The following is a 16619-nucleotide window of genomic DNA, read 5'->3' as shown; positions in this document are numbered from 1 at the left end:
TCCCTCACCCGGTCAGCAGTTCGGACAGGTCCTCCACCACCAGGTCGGCGCCGTGCGCCCGCAGGTCGGCGGCGCTCGACGGCAGGCGGGTGCGGTCCACGGCCACGACGAGGCCGAAGCCGCCGCGGCGTCCCGCCTCCACCCCCACCAGGGCGTCCTCCACCACGGCGGCCGCCCCGGGCGGGACGCCGAGTCGGCGGGCCCCCTCCAGGAACAGCGCCGGGTCCGGCTTGCCCGGCAGTTGCAGCCGGGCCGCCTCGGCGCCGTCGAGCACGGCGGAGACCAGCCCGGCGACCCCGGCGGAGGCCATCAGCTCGCGGGCGTGCCACGAGGAGGAGACGGCGGCCCGGGGCATGCGGGCGGCGTGCAGCGCGTGCAGCAGTCGCACCGAGCCCGGCCAGGCGGTCACGCCCCGGGCGCGCAGCGCGGCGGTGAACGCCCGGTCCTTGCGGGCGGCCACGGCCCACACCGTGTCGCAGCCCGGCGGGTCGTCCGGGTCGCCCGGGGGCAGGTCGAGGCCGCGGGAGACGAGGAAGGCGGCGGCGCCGTCGAACCGCGGCCTGCCGTCCACATGGCGCCGGTAGTCCTCCACCGGGTCGAACGGGCGGCGCTGCCCGGGGTCGTCCGGGGGCCGCTCCCGCAGGCAGGCGTCGAACGCCTCCTTCCAGGCGGCGGCGTGCACCCGGGCCGAGTCGGTGATCACCCCGTCGGTGTCGAACACGACGGCCTTCAGGGCGCGCAGCCTCGGCACCAGGGCCTCCCTGGGGTCCAGGTGGCCCGGGCCCGCGCCTGACCGGGAGGGGGTGGGCGGCATGGCCGGTCCTTTCCGTCCTGCCCGCCGCGGGGTGCCTGCGGCGGCTCGCGGGACCGGGTAGCCCCTTCCGGGGCGGTCATGCGTCGCAGACGGGTGGGGGTGGGGGCGGTTCCTCCGGAGGCCAGGGGCCGCGCCCGGAGCGGTGCGGCCCGGGTCCCGTCGGGGAGCCGCGCTCCGGACCGGCCGGGGCCGCGCCCCGGGCCCCCGCCGGAGGAGTCGCCGCGGAGTGCCGCAACGCCGCGAGCCGGGCGCTCCCCTTGGGGGAGGGCCCGGCTCGCGGGTGTGGCGGGGTCAGCGGTCGCGCCAGACCTTGGGGCGGGTCGACGGCGGCGACGGGCGGGTGGCCTCCCACACGCGGCGCCACTCGGCGACCGGCTTGCCCCTCTCCACCGGGGTCGCCGTCACCGGCAGCGCGGTCTCCTTGCCCTCGGGCACGGTGAGGGTGCCCTCCTCCGCGGCGCGCAGGGACGCGTACCAGCCGAGGTCCTCCTCCGCCCACAGCGCGGCCACGTGCCGGGCCATCCGGTTGCGGAACTCCGGCGCGCCCTCGCCCTCCCGCGGGTGCAGGGGCCGCCCGAAGCGGACGACCAGGCGGGTCCCGGTGCGCACCGGCAGGTTGCGCCCGCGGGGCATGGCCGCGAACGTGCCGCGCACCGCCACGGGCACCGCGGGGATGCCCGTGGACAGGCACAGCCGGGCCGCGCCGAGCTTGAAGGAGCCCATCCACCCGTCGTGGGAGCGGGTGCCCTCGGGGTACAGCAGGATGTTCCAGCCGTCCTCGATCAGCTCGGCGGGCAGGCTCGGCCCGCCCCTGCGGGCGCCGAACCGGTCCACGGGGAACGCGTTGAACAGCAGCGCGGTCGCCGCGCCCGCCCCCGGCGAGGTGAAGAAGTAGTCCGCCGCCGCCCCCACCGCGGTGCGGTCCGACAGCCGCCGGGGCAGCGCGCCGAGGATCAGCGGCGTGTCCACGTGGCTGGCGTGGTTGGAGACGAACACCACGGGGCCGCGCACGCCGTCGAGCAGGTCAAGCCCCTCGATCAGCGGCCGGGTCTTCGCCCAGGCGTACGGCTTGAGCACCCCGCGCTGGAGCACGTTGCGCACCACCCCGGCGGCGGGAGTGCGCGCCCACGCCGTGGGGAACGTCCGGTCCGCCGTCTCACCCGCGCCCCACCCGGAGGTGGCGCCGGACTCGATGGCGTAGCCGCGCGGGGAGCGGGCCCGGCCGCGCCAGTCGCGGCCGGTCCGCAGCAGGGACAGGTCGGAGCGCAGACTGCCGGCGCCGCGCCTGCTGGTCTTCTTCCTCATCCCGCTCACCGCACCGAGGCCAGGGTCAGCGGCGGCACGTGCTGGTAGGTGATGGACGGGCTGGTGCCGACCGTGTGCGAGGCCAGCGCCAGCGCGTCGTCCAGCGTGGACGCGGCGCGGAAGCCGAGCCTGGCGGCGGTCTTCGGGTCGGCGCCCACGAAGATCACGTCCCCGAGGTGCTGCATGGCGTGCGCGCCCCAGTACCACATGTAGAACGGGTGCACGCCGTGGTAGGCGTAGCTCTTGCGGTACAGGTGGGTGTACCAGGGGTCGGTGGCGAACTGCTTCTCGTACTTGGCCTCGATCACCGCCGGGTCGGTGGTCTCGGCCAGGACCTCCTCGTAGAAGTCGATGTAGCTGGGGTGGTGCACGGGGTGGAACTCGTTCGGCATCGGGTGGAAGAAGATGCCGACGCCGCCCTCGCGCACGATGGGCTTGTTCAGGTACAGGTTGAAGAAGTACCCCAGGCCCAGGGACATCACCAGGATCGGGTTCATCACCGAGTTGACGTTGTACGGGCAGATGTACGGCAGCCCGTACACCGCGATGTCGGCCTGCCCGTCGATCTCGGTGAGCTGCTGGCGGTGCACGTTCTTGATGGTGAGGGGGTGGACCGCGCTCGGCGCGCCCGCGTTGACGCCGGTGACGGCGTACGGGGCCTCCGACTTGTGCCACAGCCTGCGCCGCATGGCGGGCGGCACCAGGTTGTTGCCGCGCCGGGTCGCGAGGTACGCGGCCTGGTCGGCGTAGGTCCACTCCCACTCGCGCTTGTTGAGGAAGCGCGTGGCGGCGGGGAACGTGTCGTTGTTCAGCGTGGTCTCGACCGTGAAGATCTTGACCTGCCCGCCGATGAGGTCCTGCATCCGGTTGTACGAGTGGTGCATCGCCGAGCGCGGCGGGTCGTTGAAGGACCGCGAGTGCTGGAGCGTGTGCACGTTGTGGTGGTGGCTGATGCTGCGGTAGCTGGCCAGGCCCACCGACACCGACTTGGGGCCGCCGCTCATCGCGGTGGAGGTGATGTTGACGTACACCACCAGGTCGCTCTCGGCGGCCCTGCGGTTGATCTCGACGTCCTCGCCCTCGGCGGTGTGGCCGAGGTGGACCAGGTTGTCCCGGTCCTCGGCGTCGTGGTTGGTCAGGTGCTTGGGGAAGAAGGACCGGAACACCCTGTCGCCCACGACGTGCTTGAGCTCGGCCGGCGTCATCCGGCGGTGCAGGGCGTTGGCCGCGATCAGCTCGACGTCGTCGACGCCCTTGGCCGCCGCCATCTCCAGGACCTGCTCGATGATCCGCTGGCGCACGTCGGGGCGGCGCATCGGCGGCAGCGGCAGCGACAGGTCGTCGAAGACGATCGTCAGCCGCATCCCGGCCTTCAGCAGTTCGGGCAGGGGCTCGATCCCGTGCGGGTGCAGCAGGGCACTGCGGATCGCCCCGTCCAGGTCTCTGATCCCGGGCAGCGAGTCCGGCGGGTAGATCACCCTGCTGCCGTGGGGCAGCCGCTCCAGCCGGAAATTCTCACCCTCGTGCACCAGCAGCGGCGGGGTACGTTCATCGACTTCCAGCACGAAGCCTGGTCTGCTCACACTCTCTCCTCGTCGTGGTCACCGGCGCGACGCCTCGGGCGACGGTGCATGCGGCTTGTGGTTCGGTGGCGGGTGCGGCCGCCCTGTCTGCGGCGCTGCGGCACTGCCACTCGCCCGCGGTCAGCCCTCCAACGACAGGTCGAAGGCAATCTTGACGGAGCCCGCGGAACCGGCCGAGGTCGCGTGCTCCAACGCCGTGCGCCACTGGTGCAGCGGGTAGCGCTCGACGTAGCCGTCCAGCGGCGCCGACGCGGCCAGCGCGATCGCCTTGGCGAAGTCGGATGTGCCGTCGTCCGCGCCCGGCTCGGCTCCCGGCTCCCGGTGGCGGGTGGCGTACGCCCCCACCAGGTTCAGCTCGCGGTACCACAGCGGCGTCAGGTCGGCGCCGCCGCCCGGCATCCCGGACAGCAGCACCGTGCCGCCGGCGCGCACCGACCGCAGCGCCGTGTTCAGTCCCGAGCCGCCGCCGGTGCACTCGAAGGCGATGTCCACGCCGCCCAGCAGGAACTCCCCGCCGAACTCGGCGCGGTGCGCCAGCGCCCCGGTGGCGCGCCGCACCGCGCGCAGCGCGCGGGACGGCTCGACCACCTCGGTGGCGCCGAGCTGACGGGCGCGCTCCCGCTGGTGGCGGTGCTTGGCGACGACGTGGATGGTGCCGGCCTCCGTCAACTGCCGCAGCGCGAGCACGGTGAGCAGGCCCACCGTGCCGGCGCCGACGACGAGGACGGACGCCCCCGGCGGGATGGTCACCCGGCGCACCGAGTGGATGGCGCAGGCGAGCGGCTCGACCAGGACGGCCCGCTCGTCGGTGAGCTCGTCGGGCACCGGGTGCAACTGCCCCTCGTGGGCGACCATGCGCTTGCTCCAGCCGCCGCCGGTGTCCGCGCAGTAGCCGGTCTGGAGCCCCGGGGCGAGGTGCCCGCTGGTGACGTGGTCGCAGCGGTTGGTCTCGCCGGCCAGGCAGGAGTCGCACTCGGGCAGGCCGCGCACCCGGCAGGACAGCACGGAGTCCAGCACCACGCGGGTGCCGCGCGCAATGCCCGGCAGGTCGTCGAGGGTGGTGCCGACGACCTCGTGCCCGGGGACGAACGGGGTGCTGGCCAGCGCCGCCAGATAGGGGGAGGCGGTGCCGGTGACCAGGCCGAGGTCCGAGCCGCAGATGCCGGACAGCGACGGGGCGAGCCGGGTCCAGCCCTCGCCCTTGGGCAGGTCGGGGCCGCTGCTGGAGCGCGTCAGGCGGAACGGGGCGAGCGCGCCGGCCAGCGTGGTGCCGACCTTGCTGCGTGTGGCGGTCAGGCCGCGGGCGGCGAGGTAGCGGCCGGGTGAGCGGTGGTATTCCAGCGCCAGGTTCATCGGGCCTCCTCCGGGCGGGCGGCGGCCTGGAGGGCGGGGCGGTCGGCGGAGGGGAGGGTGCGGTCCGCCGCGGACAGGGCGCGCACCGGCCGGGGGCGGACATGGGTGACGACGCCGGAGGCGAGGGCGTCCCAGCGGCCCGCCGTGTGCTCGCCCCAGCGGGCGATCTGCCAGTGGCGGCGCTTGGCGTGCCGGAACAACTGCGTGTCCGGGTTGACCGCGCAGGGCTTGCCCACCGCCTCGAGCAGCGGCCGGTCCGAGTAGCTGTCGGCGTAGGCGTAGGAGCGGGTCAGGTCGAGCCCGTTCTCGCGGGCGTGTTCGCGCAGCCAGGACGCGCGTGCCTCGCCCACGATGGGCGGTGCCTGAAGGTAACCGGTCATGATCCCGTCGCGAGTGTGCAGGCGGCAGGCCTCGATGACGTCGAAGAGCGGCCGCAGCGGCTCCACGAGCAGGTCGACGCTGCCGGTGATGAGGATGGTGCGGTGGCCCGCCGCCCGGTGGGCGCGGATGCGCCGCACCGCCTCGGGCATCACGCGGTGCAGCAGCGCGTCGCCGAGCTGCTCCTCGACCAGGCGGCGCAGCTCCTCCGGGTCGGCACCCGCGTAGCGGCGGAAGAAGGTGCGGGCGAAGTCACCCCGGTCGCGGCGCTCGGCCAGCAGGTAGCGCGGCGCGTTGCGCAGCAGGTCGAGCAGCTCCTGCCCCCACTCGGCGCGGGGCACCGACGCCAGGCGCGCCCACAGGTAGGACTCGACGATGTCGGAGGCGAGGATGGTGCCGTCCAGGTCGAACACGGCGGCGATGCCCTCGCCCTCGGGCAGGGAGATCCGGCCGCCGGAGCGGCCCGCGGAGGAGCGCCCGCCGGTCCTGGCGCGCAGCGGCGCGGTGACCTTGGGGCAGTGCACCTCCTCCATGTACACGCGCCAGTCGATGTCGCTGGTGTCGAACCCGAGCTCGGCGATCCGGTCGGGCGGCAGCGACTCGTGCAGGGCCCGCAGCTCGGTGTCGTCGTACACGACCTCGGTGCGGGTGTAGACGCCGTACAGGTCGGAGTAGCGGCGCAGCAGCTCGAGCGACCGCTTCTCCTTGTGCAGCTTGCTCGCCCACTCCTGGGTGCGCTCGGTGCCGGGCAGCAGGCCGAGGACCTTGTCGGCCGCCTTCGCGGCGCGCTCGCCCGCGGTGAGCGCCAGGTCCACCCGGGAGGCGCCGGGGAAGGTCCAGGTGCGGGCCTTGACGTGGCCGCGCCCGGTGCTCTCCGGCAGCGGGTGGTCGCTGAAGTAGGAGTGGACGTGCTCGTACATCTGACGCAGCGTCAGCGGCTGGGTGGCGCCCGAGCCCACGTGGAAGTAGTGGGGCGCGTCCGGCGGCGGGGGCGCGGCGGCGGCGGCCAGCGTGGCGTTGACCACGTAGTCCACCGGGATCACGTCCATGATGGTGTCCGGCTGGCCGGGGATGTCCCGCAGCAGACCGCTGCCGTAGGCGATGATCAGCGGGTCGGCCATCTTGTAGCCGTCGATCCAGCCCGGGTACGGGTGCCGCAGGGCGCTCTCGACGATGGCGGGCCGCACGATCGACAGCGGCCGCCCCGCCCACAGCTCCTCGGCGGCGCGCTCCGACATGGCCTTGGTGAAGGTGTACACGTCGGGCCAGCCCAGGATCTGGGCGCGGGTGCGGCCCGCGTCCACCAGGCGCTCCTCCACCCAGGAGCGCCTGGCCTCCTCGGCGTCCTTGGCGGCGGTCAGCGGCCCCGCCTTGCCGTGGGCGCGGCTGGCCTCGCGGAGCTGCTTGCGCAGCACCTCGGGGCGGCGGGAGTCGCGCTCCACGTCGTCCCGGGCGGCGAGGCCGAGCGCCAGCTCCCGGCGCCAGTCCACGTTGTGGGTGAGGCTGGCCTCGCGCACCAGGCCGCGGCCGCCGCTGGAGACGTAGGCGGTGGAGATGTGCACCACGTGCGGGGCCTTCTCCTGCCGGGCCAACTGCTCGTACAGCGACACCGCGCCGGAGACGTTGGTGCTGAACGCCTCGTCGATGGGCGGGTCGAAGGAGACGGTGGAGGCGCAGTGGATGGCCACGTCGATGTCGCCGGGCAGCTCGGCGGTGCCGAGGTCGCCCTCGATGACGTTGACGCGGCGCATGGCCTCGGCGATGGCCTCGTCGGCGCCGAGCTTCTCCCGCCAGGTGCGGAAGACGTCCTTGCGGAGCAGCCGGGCGAAGCGGTCCTGCCCGCTGCCGTTGCCCCGGGGTCGCACGATGACCGAGATCCGGGTGTCGGGGTGGCCGGAGAGCAGCCGCTCCAGCAGCGCCTGTCCGATGAACCCGGTGGCTCCGGTGAGGAGGATGTGCGAGCCCCCGAGGTGCCCGATCCGGTACTTGCTCGGCACTCGTGTCCTCCTGGGGTCCGGTACTTGTGTGGGGTCGGTGGGTGGTGCGGTGTTCGATTGTGCCCCGCCCCCGTGGGGGCGGCGGCGCGCGCCGGCCCGGCCTGGGCCGGACGGTGCGCTCACCGCGCCGTCCGCGCTGCGGTCGGCGCGAGTCCCTGACGGTAGCGGGTCACGGCGGCTTCGCACACCGCACGGACTGGCCAGCCGAGCTCGGCGGCGGCGGCCTCCGCCTCGGCGAGCTCGGGCTGGACGGTGAGCGCGCCGTCGGGGCCTTGGGCGATTTTGACGGTCACGGGGGTCCCGGCGCCATCCGGGCCCACGGTCACCACCGCCGAACTGCGCGGCAGCGTCAGCCGCCGGTGCTCCGACCAGCGCACGCCCAGGGTGGTGGTGTGCCGGAACAGCGCGTCGGCGACGGCCGGGCGCAGCTCCTCCGAGCACAGCGCGGTGACGAGCCGTCCGGGTCTGCCGTGGCGGCCGACGGTGTCGGTGGTCCAGCAGTCCCAGGCCCCGGCCTCGCGCAGGGCGCGCAGCACCGAGGGCCACAGCCGCGGGTCGAGGTCGTCCACGGTGCTCTCGACGACGGTCACCTCGCCGGGCACGGGCCCGGGGGCGGCGGTGGCGGCGGGGACCGCGCCCAGCACGACACGGGTGACGTTGGGGCGGTCGGCGGTGTCCCGGCCGCCGCCGCCCGTGCCGACGGCGCGCACCGTCATCGGCGGCAGCGGACCGGGCTCGGCCAGGGCCGCGACCAGGGCGGCGCCGGTGGGCGTGGTGCGCTCCCCGGCCAGGTCGCCGCCGGTGAGGGCGAGCCCGCGCCGGGCGGCGATGCGCAGCACCGCGGGCACCGGGACCGGCATCGTGCCGTGGGCGCAGTCCACGGTGCCGCTGCCCGCGGCCAGCGGCGAACAGGTGACGGTGCTGCCGTCGCGCAGCAGCCCGAGGTCGTCCAGGGCGGCGGCGCAGCCGACCACGTCGGCCATCGCGTCGAACGCGCCGACCTCGTGGAAGTGCACCTCGTTGGCCGTGGTGCCGTGCGCCTCGGCCTCGGCCTCGGCGAGCAGTTCGAAGACGCGGGCGGCGAACCGGGCCGCGTCCGGCGTCAGCCGGGCGCCCGAGATGTCCTTCAGCACGTCCGGCAGGTGGCGGTGGCGGTCGGGCACGGACGGGCGGGCGACGGTGACGCGGACGCAGGCGAAGCCGCCGCGGCGGCCGGGCTCCGCCGCCACGTCGAGCCCGTCCACGCCCAGGGAGCGCACCGCGTCGCGGACGGCGCCGAAGTCGGCGCCGGCGTCCAGCAGCGCGCCGAGCAGCATGTCGCCCGCGACCCCCGCGGTGCAGTCCAGATGGGCCGCGCGCGCCGCCGCCTCGCCGGCCGTGGCCTCCTCACCCACCGTGCACCACCCGCACGATCTTGGCGGCGTGCACGGCGGCGCCGAAGCCGTTGTCGATGTTGACGACGGTCAGGCCGGGCGCGCAGGAGGCGAGCATGGCCGCGGCGGCGGCGCGGCCGCCGTCGGCGAAGCCGTAGCCGACGCTGGTGGGCACGGCCACCACCGGCGCGGGCAGCAGGCCCGCGACCACGCTGGGCAGGGCGCCGTCCATCCCGGCGACGACCACCACGCAGTCGGCGGTGCGCAGCTCGGCGACGTGCGACAGCAGCCGGGCCAGGCCCGCGACGCCCACGTCGGCGAGCACGTGGTGCCCGGCGCCGAGCGCGGCCAGGGTGGCGGCGCACTCGCGGGCCACGGGCAGGTCGGTGGTGCCCGCGGTGAGCACGGCGACGCTGCCGCGCCGCGGCGGGAGGTCGCCGACGGTGACGGTCCGTGCGACGGGGTCGGCGTGCACCGGCCGCCCGGCGAAGACCTCGGGGGCGCGGCGGAGCACCTCCTCCGGGCAGCGGGTGGCCAGGGCCGGGCTGCCGGGGTCGCGCTCGAGCAGCTCGCCCAGCAGCGCCAGGGTCTGCTCGGGGGTCTTGCCCTGGGCGAACACCACCTCGGGCACGCCGGTCCTGCGCCGCCTGGCGGTGTCGAGGCGGGCGTAGTCCCCCACCGGGGTGATGCCTTCCCCGCCCAGCAGTTCCGCCAGGTTCTCGACGAGGGCGGAGTCGCCGCGCGCCGGAGCGTCTTCCGGGCTCCGCGGGGTCTCCCGGGCCTCGATCATGGTGCTGCTTCCTTCCGTACTGTCCGTACCACCGCCGGGCGGCCCGGCGCGGGGCCGGCCGCGGGCGATGTGCTCACCGCCCCGGAACTGTACGGCCCCAGGCTCCCCTCGCCCACCGGGCCCACTGCCGCGACCCCGGCGAGCAGGGCGTCGCCGAGCCCGGAGCGGCCCTGCACCTCGCGGTGCGCGGGGGCGTCGAGTTCGATCCGGAAGCCCCGCGAGAGCAGTCTGACGCGCACGTCGCGGGCGCTGACGCGGTGCTCGGAGAGGGTGTCGCGCACCACGGCCTCGGCCTGCTCCACCAGGTGCAGCCGGTCCCGGGAGACCGTCAGGCCGACGGCGATGCGGGAGGCCAGGCAGGGCATGGCCGGCTTGTCCGACACGGCCAGACCCCACTCCCGGGCGACCTCGCGGACCTGGGCCTTGGTCAGCCCGGCGTCGGCGAGCGGCTCGGCGACGCCGACCTCACGGGCGGCGCGCAGGCCGGGGCGGTGGGGCGCGGAGCGGTCGTCGAGGTGGGTGCCGGTGGCGACGTGGGCGAGCCCGCGCGACGCGGCGAAGTCGGCGACCCGGCCGAGGACGGTCTGCTTGCAGAAGTAGCAGCGGTCGCCCGCGTTGGCGCGGTAGCCGTCCACGGACAGCTCGTCGGTGCCCAGCGCCACGAGTTCCGCGCCGATCGACTCGGCGGTGGCGCGGGCGAGGTCGAGTTCGCTCCTGGCCAGGGACGGCGAGTCGGCGATGGCGGCGACGGCGCGGTCCGGGCCGAGGGCGCGCACCGCGGCGGCCAGCACGACCGTGGAGTCCACTCCTCCGGAGAAGGCGACCGCGACGCTGCCGAGGCGGCCCACGGCGGTCAGCAGGGCCGCGGCGGCCGGGGACGGCCCGGCGGAGGCGGGCGCGGACGGCGCGGCGGCGGCCGGGGACGGCACAGCGCCGGACGGCGCTGCGCCGTCCGGTGCTGGGTGGTGCGGCACTGCGGGGTGGTGCGGCGGTACGGGTTCCCGGGGCGGGCGGGCGGCGGTGCCGCCCGCCTCCACCGGGGAGTTCGAGGAGTCGGTCATGCGGAAATGCCGAGAGCGGTACGTCGGCGGCTCCTGGCGAAGCGGGAGCCGAGCACCTTGGCGGCGCCCGCGGCCGCGGCGGCGCCGGCGATCAGGCCGAGGGGCTTGCCGTAGGACTTGTTCGGGAGCGGGGGCAGGTGGTCCACGGGGATGCCGGCGCCGAACTCGGCCACGCCGCGCGTCACCAGGTTCAGCCCCTCCATCCCGGGCAGCTTGTCCACCTTGTCGTCGATCTTGCGGATCGCCTCGGCGCCCTCCTCGCTGCCGAAGAGGTGCTTGAGGACGAACGTGGTCTCCTCCCGCGGCTGGATGGTGGAGCCGACGGGCTGCCAGAACCGCTGCGTGACGAACCGCGCGAGCTGCCGCGCCCGCTTGGAGCGGGCCAGGCGCTCCCTGGCCTGGCTGGCGTAGAACGCCAGGTGCCTGGTCTCCTGCCGCTGGATCCGGGTGAGCAGCTTCGTCAGCTCCGGGTGCTCCTCCTTCTCCATGAGAGAACCGTACGCGGCGTGCGCGGACCACTCGTTGATGGCCCCCCACGTCATGTGCACGGCCACGAAGTCCTCACCGATGGAGTTGGCGGCGATGGACTGGTAGATCGGCGAGATCCGGTCCTTGAGGCCCTGGGCCTCGCGGACCGACCTGATGTGGTCGTAGTCCGCCTTCTGCCCGTGCAGCCGCAGGACGTCGTCGATCGCCTCGCCGTGCCAGAACTCCTCGAACGCCCACATCGACATGAACGCGGTCACATCGGGGTCGCGGTGCGACGGGGTGACCAGGACGTCCCGCAGATAGCAGATGGTGTGGCTCTCGACGTCCGACATGTACCGAAGGCAGCGCAGCGTTTCGGGAGAAAGGGGACGCCGCAGGAATGCCTCGCGGTCCAGGTCGTCCACCTGGATCCGCCCGGCGGTGTTGATGTAGCCGGTTATGTCGAAGCTCATGGCTCTCGTCATCCTCGAGGTCAGAAGGCGGAACTACGGCCTGCAATGCACCGGACGCGACAGTCACACCCCCGGCACACTCTGTATCCCAAACGCGCTGAGTCCATCACGGTACTTGGTTTATATCAACAGCAGTTGAGTTGGGGTGAGTATGGTCCAGAAGGGCCCCGCTCCGCCAGCGCGGACGCTGGAGCCTGACTCGTTCCGGAAGGGAGAGCCGGGCGGGCCGGACCCGCTGCCGGGCGGGCGCGCGGCCCGCCCCGCGGCCGGTTCCGGTCCGGCGGCGCGGCGCCGGGCCGTGCCCTGGAGGGCTCGCCGGGGGTGCGGCCCGGGGGTGCGTGGGGGTACCCGCCGCGGGGTCAGCCCGCTCCCTTGGCGCCCGCCCAGGAGACCGGGAGCGGGCCGAACAGGTAGGCGTCGATGGTGGCGCCGACGAACCGGGCGAGTTCGGCCAGCGGCAGGTCCGCCAGGGGGGCGATCCGCACGACGTAGCAGATCACAGCCGTGCCGACCAGATGAGAACTGGCCAGCGCGGCGCGAAGCTCGGCGCGGTCGGGGACGGCCTGGGCCGCGACCTTGCCGACCAGCTCCCGGGAGACGAAGTCGCGCAGCATGTCCGCCGCGGGCCGGTGCGAGGCCGCGGACATGAGCATGGCCTGGAGCGGCCCGCGGGTCTCCGCGTCGTTCCACAGGCCGAAGTAGTAGTCGGCGATGCGCTCCCCGACGCCCTCCGAGGCGTCGCCCACGATCCGGCCGAGCGCCTCGCCCCGGGGCATCACGTCGGCCATCGCGGCCAGGTAGAGCCCTTCCTTGCTGCCGAAGAACTGGACCACGAGGGAGGGGTCCACTCCGGCCTCGCGCGCCACCGCCCGCAGGCTGCACGAGGTGTAGCCCTGGGCGAACTGGCGCCTCGCCGCGCGGATGATGTCGGCCCGGGTGTCGGGCCGCCCCGGGCGCGGCCCGAGCGGCCTGAGCCCAGGTCTCATCGCTCGTTTCCTGGCCACGGTTGATTATCACTCCCAAGAGCGGGATCCACGGGGCGAGTTTCCCCAAGTTTTGGCCTTCGCCCACTCGAGCGAGACTCGGCAGCGCCGCCGGAAGGCGTCCGGATGCCGCCGCCGGACGGTTCCCGGTGCGTGTCGTGCAGGAACGATTCGGCGATCGGCGTATAACGAATGAGTATCAGATGCGCGGGAGTTCGGGGCGGGCGGGGCGCAACCGGGAGCGTCGCGCCGGAATCGCCCATGTACCGGGAAATCCGATTTCCTCCGGGGATGCGCCGGGCGATTTCCCGTGCCGTGGTGTCATGAGCAGCATTCGCGGCGCCGAGTTCGCACGGCCCGCGCGCCCCGGAGCGGTTCCTGCGGATTCGCCCCGAAGCGCCCGCGCGCCGGGGCCCGGTGGCGGACGGCGGGGAGCGGACGGCGGTGCCGGGTCCCGGCGGGGCCGGGCCTGGGGGTCGCGCGGCGGCCGGCCCCGGGCCGGGCGCGGCGGCGCGGGACCGGCCGCGCGGGGGCGGCACGGGGCGTCAGAGCCGGTCCCCGCGGGGCCTGGCCCGGCACCAGCGGGCCATGCAGGCCAGCAGCTCCTCGGTGTCCACCGGCTTGGTGACGTAGTCGTTGGCGCCCGACTCCAGGCTCTTCTCCCGGTCCTCGCGCATGGCCTTCGCGGTCACCGCGATCACCGGCAGGTCGGCGAAGCCGGGCATGCGGCGGATCGCGGCGGTCGTGGCGTGGCCGTCCATCTCCGGCATCATCACGTCCATCAGCACCACGTCCACGTCGCCGGTCTGCTGGAGCAGCTCGATGCCGACGCGGCCGTTGGGCGCGTGGATGACCGTCATCCCGTACGCCTCGAGGATGCTGCTGATGGCGAAGACGTTGCGCACGTCGTCGTCCACGACCAGCACCTTGCGGCCGACGAGCTCGGGCGGGGCGGAGGCGCCGCGCACGGGCCTGGTGGGCACCCGCGCCGGGTGGGCGGGCTGCGGCAGGGCGTCGGAGGGGCCCGCGGACAGGTGCAGCGCGATGCGGTCGCGCAGCCGGTCCAGGGAGGCGAGCACCTCCAGGGGCTGGGTGCGGGCCCGGGTGTGCAGCAGCGTCTCCTTGGCCGGATCCGGTTCCCTGGCCGCGTGCGCGAGGACCGGGATCTCCCGCAGCCGCGGGTGCTCGTCCAGGTCGCCCAGCAGCGTGTACGCCTGGGCGTCGGGCAGGCCCAGGTCGAGCAGCACGCAGTGGTGGCGGCGCTCCCGCAGCAGCGCGAGCGCCTCGTCGCGGCCCTGCGCGTGGGTGATCCGCACCTCGCCGAAGGATCCCGCGAGGTCGTCGGCGGTGCTGCGGGCCAGCGTCGCCAGCAGCCCGCGCTCGGCCGCCTCCACCACCAGCAGGCGGCGGGCGGGCGCGGCGGCCGCGGCGGGGCCGCTCCCGCCCGTCCGCTGGGCCTGGGGCGCCGGCGCCTGCGACTCCCGCGTCGGGGCGGCGCCCACCGGCAGGGTGAGGGTGAAGGTGCTGCCCCGGCCCAGTTCGCTGTCGGCGGTGATCCGGCCGCCGAGGAGGGTGGCCAGCTCCCTGCTGATGGACAGGCCGAGCCCGGTGCCGCCGTAGCGGCGGCTGGTGGTGCCGTCGCCCTGCTGGAAGGCGCCGAAGACGGACTCCAGGTTCTCCTTGGCGATGCCGATGCCGGTGTCGCGGACGGTGAAGGCGAGCACGGGGCCGCGGCGGCCCTCGGGCTGCTGCTCCGCCACGCTGATGGACAGCGCCACCGACCCGGAGTCGGTGAACTTCACCGCGTTCGACAGCAGGTTGCGCAGGATCTGCCGCAGCCGCTGCTCGTCGGTGGTGATCTGCGGCGGCACTTCGGGCGCCACCTCGACGACGAACTCCAGTTCCTTCTCCGCGGCCAGGGGCCGGAAGGTGGTCTCGACGTAGTCCAGCAACTGGCCGAGGTCGAACGGCTCGGGCGAGATCTCCATCTTGCCCGCCTCGACCTTCGACAGGTCCAGGATGTCGTTGATGAGCTGGAGCAGGTCGTACCCGGCGGAGTGGATCACGGTGGCGAACTCCACCTGCTTGGGCGTGAGGTTCTTCGTCGGGTTCTGCGCGAGCAGCCGGGCCAGGATGAGCAGGCTGTTGAGCGGGGTGCGCAGCTCGTGGCTCATGTTGGCCAGGAACTCCGACTTGTAGCGGGAGGCGCGCGCCAACTGCTGGGCCCGGTCCTCCAGCTCCTGTCTGGCCTGCTCGATCTCCTCGTTCTTGATCTCGATGTCGTGGTTCTGCCGGGCCAGCAGCGCGGCCTTGGACTCCAGCTCGTCGTTGGAGCGCCGCAGCTCCTCCTGCTGGGCCTGGAGCTCCTCGGAGCGGTCCTGTAGCTCGGCGGCGAGCCGCTGGGACTCCGCCAGCAGCGCGTCGGTGCGGGCGTTGGCGATGATGGTGTTGAAGTTCACACCGATGGTCTCCATCAGCCGTTCCAGGAAGTCGCGGTGCAGCGCGCCGAACGGATGGAAGGAGGCCAGCTCGATCACGCCGAGCGCCCGATCCTCGAAGAGGATCGGCAGCACGCACAGGTGGGCGGGGGCGGCCTCGCCGAGGCTCGAGGTGATGCGGACGTAGGAGCCGGGGGCGCCGGCGACCAGGATCGGGCGTCTGGCCCGCGCGGCCTGGCCGACGAGGGTCTGCCCGGCGGCGATGGTGGCCGGGGGCCGGTCGGCGGGCAGCCCGTAACCGGCGATCAGGTGCAGGTCGCCGCTCTCCTCGCGCGGGTCGACCAGGTACAGGCTGCCGTACTGGGCGCCGACCAGCGGGACGAGGTGGTCCAGGACCAGCTCGGCGACGACGGCGAGGTCGCGGTTGCCCTGGACCAGGCTGGTGATGCGGGCCAGGTTGGTCTTCAGCCAGTCCTGTTCCTGGTTGGCGCGGGTGGTCTCGCGCAGGGACTCCACCATGGCGTTGATGTTGTCCTTGAGCTCGGCGACCTCGCCGGAGGCGTCCACGGTGATGGAGCGGGTCAGGTCGCCCTCGGCCACCGCGCTGGTGACCTCGGCGATCGCCCGGACCTGACGGGTGAGGTTGGCGGCCAGCTCGTTGACGTTCTCCGTCAGCCGCTTCCAGGTGCCGGAGACCCCTTCGACCTGGGCCTGGCCGCCGAGCCTGCCCTCGCTGCCGACCTCCCGGGCGACCCGGGTCACCTCGGCGGCGAACGAGGACAACTGGTCCACCATCGTGTTGATGGTGGTCTTCAGCTCCAGGATCTCCCCGCGCGCGTCCACGTCGATCTTGCGGGTGAGGTCGCCCTGGGCGACGGCGGTGGTGACCTGGGCGATGTTGCGGACCTGGTTGGTCAGGTTGTTCGCCATCGAGTTGACGTTGTCGGTCAGGTCCTTCCAGGTGCCCGCGACGCCCGGCACCCTGGCCTGCCCGCCGAGCCGGCCCTCGGTGCCGACCTCGCGGGCCACCCGGGTCACCTCGTCGGCGAACGACGACAACTGGTCCACCATCGTGTTGATGGTGTCCTTCAGGTGGAGGATCTCCCCGCGCGCGTCCACGGTGATCTTCTGGGACAGGTCGCCCTTGGCGACCGCGGTGGCCACCTGGGCGATGGCCCTGACCTGGTCGGTGAGGTCGGAGGCCATGAAGTCGACCGAGTCGGTGAGCTCCTTCCAGCCGCCCGAGGCCCGGGGCACCAGGGCCCGGCCGCCGAGCCTGCCCTGGGTGCTGACCTCGCGGGCGACCCGGGTGACCTCGGAGGTGCACAGCGCGACCTGGTCCACCGTGTCGTTGAACACGGCGGCGATCTGCCCCATGAGCCCGTCGCCCCGCGCGGGCAGCCGCACACCGAAGTCGCCGTCGCGGACCGCGGTCAGACCGGCGAGCAGGAGCCTCAGCTCCTCCTCGCCGGCGCCCTCGCCCCCTTCGTACGGCTGTGTGGTACTACGCGCCACCACCCACCCCTTTGCCTGTGTTCGCCGGTCGCGGACGGGCCCCTTCCGCTCCCTCCACCTGCCCGTATGGTCACCACCAGGGGAGATA

The 16619-nt window shown here is 74.2% G+C and carries 11 protein-coding genes; all 11 read right to left on the bottom strand.

From position 1 onward, the window contains the following. Positions 1 to 4: 4 nt before the first annotated feature. Positions 5 to 814 carry an HAD family hydrolase gene (locus tag ACYVO2_RS30465; RefSeq protein ID WP_461011277.1) on the bottom strand — a complete coding sequence of 270 codons (810 nt, stop codon included), beginning with the start codon at positions 812 to 814 and terminating at the stop codon, positions 5 to 7. Positions 815 to 1105: 291 nt separating this feature from the next. Then, a complete protein-coding gene (locus ACYVO2_RS30460) occupies positions 1106 to 2119 on the bottom strand; it encodes a lysophospholipid acyltransferase family protein (RefSeq protein ID WP_461011276.1) in 1014 nt (337 codons plus the stop codon). A gap of 5 nt (positions 2120 to 2124) precedes the next feature. Then, positions 2125 to 3702: an NPN-dependent hydroxyacid isomerase, LarAH14/15/16 family gene (gene larAH, locus ACYVO2_RS30455; protein WP_461011275.1), complete on the bottom strand. Its 1578-nt coding sequence runs from the start codon at positions 3700 to 3702 to the stop codon at positions 2125 to 2127. A 120-nt stretch (positions 3703 to 3822) separates the two neighbouring features. Next, positions 3823 to 5055 carry a zinc-dependent alcohol dehydrogenase gene (locus ACYVO2_RS30450; RefSeq protein WP_461011274.1) on the bottom strand — a complete coding sequence of 411 codons (1233 nt, stop codon included), beginning with the start codon at positions 5053 to 5055 and terminating at the stop codon, positions 3823 to 3825. Next, positions 5052 to 7430: an HAD-IB family hydrolase gene (locus ACYVO2_RS30445; RefSeq protein WP_461011273.1), complete on the bottom strand. Its 2379-nt coding sequence runs from the start codon at positions 7428 to 7430 to the stop codon at positions 5052 to 5054. Before ACYVO2_RS30445 ends, ACYVO2_RS30450 begins: the two co-directional genes overlap by 4 nt. A gap of 119 nt (positions 7431 to 7549) precedes the next feature. Further along, positions 7550 to 8824, bottom strand: a complete 1275-nt coding sequence (gene larC / locus ACYVO2_RS30440) for a nickel pincer cofactor biosynthesis protein LarC (protein WP_461011272.1) — start codon at positions 8822 to 8824, stop codon at positions 7550 to 7552. Continuing rightward, positions 8817 to 9593 carry a nickel pincer cofactor biosynthesis protein LarB gene (larB, locus tag ACYVO2_RS30435; RefSeq protein WP_461011271.1) on the bottom strand — a complete coding sequence of 259 codons (777 nt, stop codon included), beginning with the start codon at positions 9591 to 9593 and terminating at the stop codon, positions 8817 to 8819. The genes larC and larB overlap by 8 nt, the downstream gene beginning before the upstream one ends. Then, positions 9590 to 10654: an ATP-dependent sacrificial sulfur transferase LarE gene (larE, locus tag ACYVO2_RS30430; RefSeq protein WP_461011270.1), complete on the bottom strand. Its 1065-nt coding sequence runs from the start codon at positions 10652 to 10654 to the stop codon at positions 9590 to 9592. Before larE ends, larB begins: the two co-directional genes overlap by 4 nt. Further along, positions 10651 to 11595, bottom strand: a complete 945-nt coding sequence (locus ACYVO2_RS30425; protein ID WP_461011269.1) for a ferritin-like domain-containing protein — start codon at positions 11593 to 11595, stop codon at positions 10651 to 10653. Before ACYVO2_RS30425 ends, larE begins: the two co-directional genes overlap by 4 nt. A gap of 359 nt (positions 11596 to 11954) precedes the next feature. Next, on the bottom strand, positions 11955 to 12581 hold the full coding sequence (locus tag ACYVO2_RS30420) for a TetR/AcrR family transcriptional regulator (RefSeq protein WP_461011268.1): 627 nt from the start codon (positions 12579 to 12581) through the stop codon (positions 11955 to 11957). A 542-nt stretch (positions 12582 to 13123) separates the two neighbouring features. Next, entirely contained in the window at positions 13124 to 16531 is a 3408-nt protein-coding gene (locus ACYVO2_RS30415; RefSeq protein ID WP_461011267.1) for a HAMP domain-containing protein, read from the bottom strand. Positions 16532 to 16619 lie beyond the last annotated feature (88 nt).

Source organism: Streptomyces capparidis, from assembly GCF_054782095.1.
Note: the sequence above shows the minus strand (reverse complement) of the source record. Positions and strands in the feature narration are given on the sequence as shown.